Raw genomic sequence first — 618 nt, forward strand, 5'->3', positions numbered from 1 at the left:
GCCTTCCACGCGTTCTGGGCCGACGTGGTCGCCGACGAGATCGAGGCGCGCGACCCCGACGAGCCGATCGTGATCAAGGGGGGCGTCTCCCCGTCCGGCGTCGCGCACCTCGGCCATTTCAACGAGATCATGCGCGGCTACTTCGTCGCCGAGGTGCTGCGCGACCGCGGCCGCGAGGTCCGGCAGGTGTTCACCTCCGACGACAAGGACCCGCTGCGGAAGGTGCCGCGCAAGCTGGCGAACGCGGACGGTGACATCGTCGGGCTCGGCGAGGTCGACGCGGGCGCGCTCGGCCGCAACCTCGGCAAGCCGTACACTGAGATTCCGGACCCGTTCGGCGAGGCCGAGTCGTACGCGGCCCACTTCGCCGGCCTGCTGAAGGCCGACGCCGACCGCCTGAACGTCCCCGTCGAGATGCTGTCGAACACCGACCTGTACGCCGACGGGACGTTCGACGACGCGGTCCGGACGGTCCTCGGCGATGTCGAGCGGGTCCGCGAGGTGCTCTCGCCGTACCAGGACAAGGTCGACGACGAGTACGTCCCGTTCAACCCCGTCTGCGAGGCGTGCGGGAAGGTCACGGAGACGGTGACGGGGATCGACCTCGAACGCGAGACC

1 pseudogene is annotated in these 618 nt (G+C 69.9%); it reads left to right on the plus strand.

What is annotated here, in order from left to right:
- Positions 1 to 618: pseudogene (locus tag D3D02_RS18445) on the plus strand (lysine--tRNA ligase); the annotation flags it as partial.

This window comes from Halobellus sp. Atlit-38R (assembly GCF_003665925.1).
Taxonomy (GTDB): domain Archaea; phylum Halobacteriota; class Halobacteria; order Halobacteriales; family Haloferacaceae; genus Haloquadratum; species Haloquadratum inordinatus.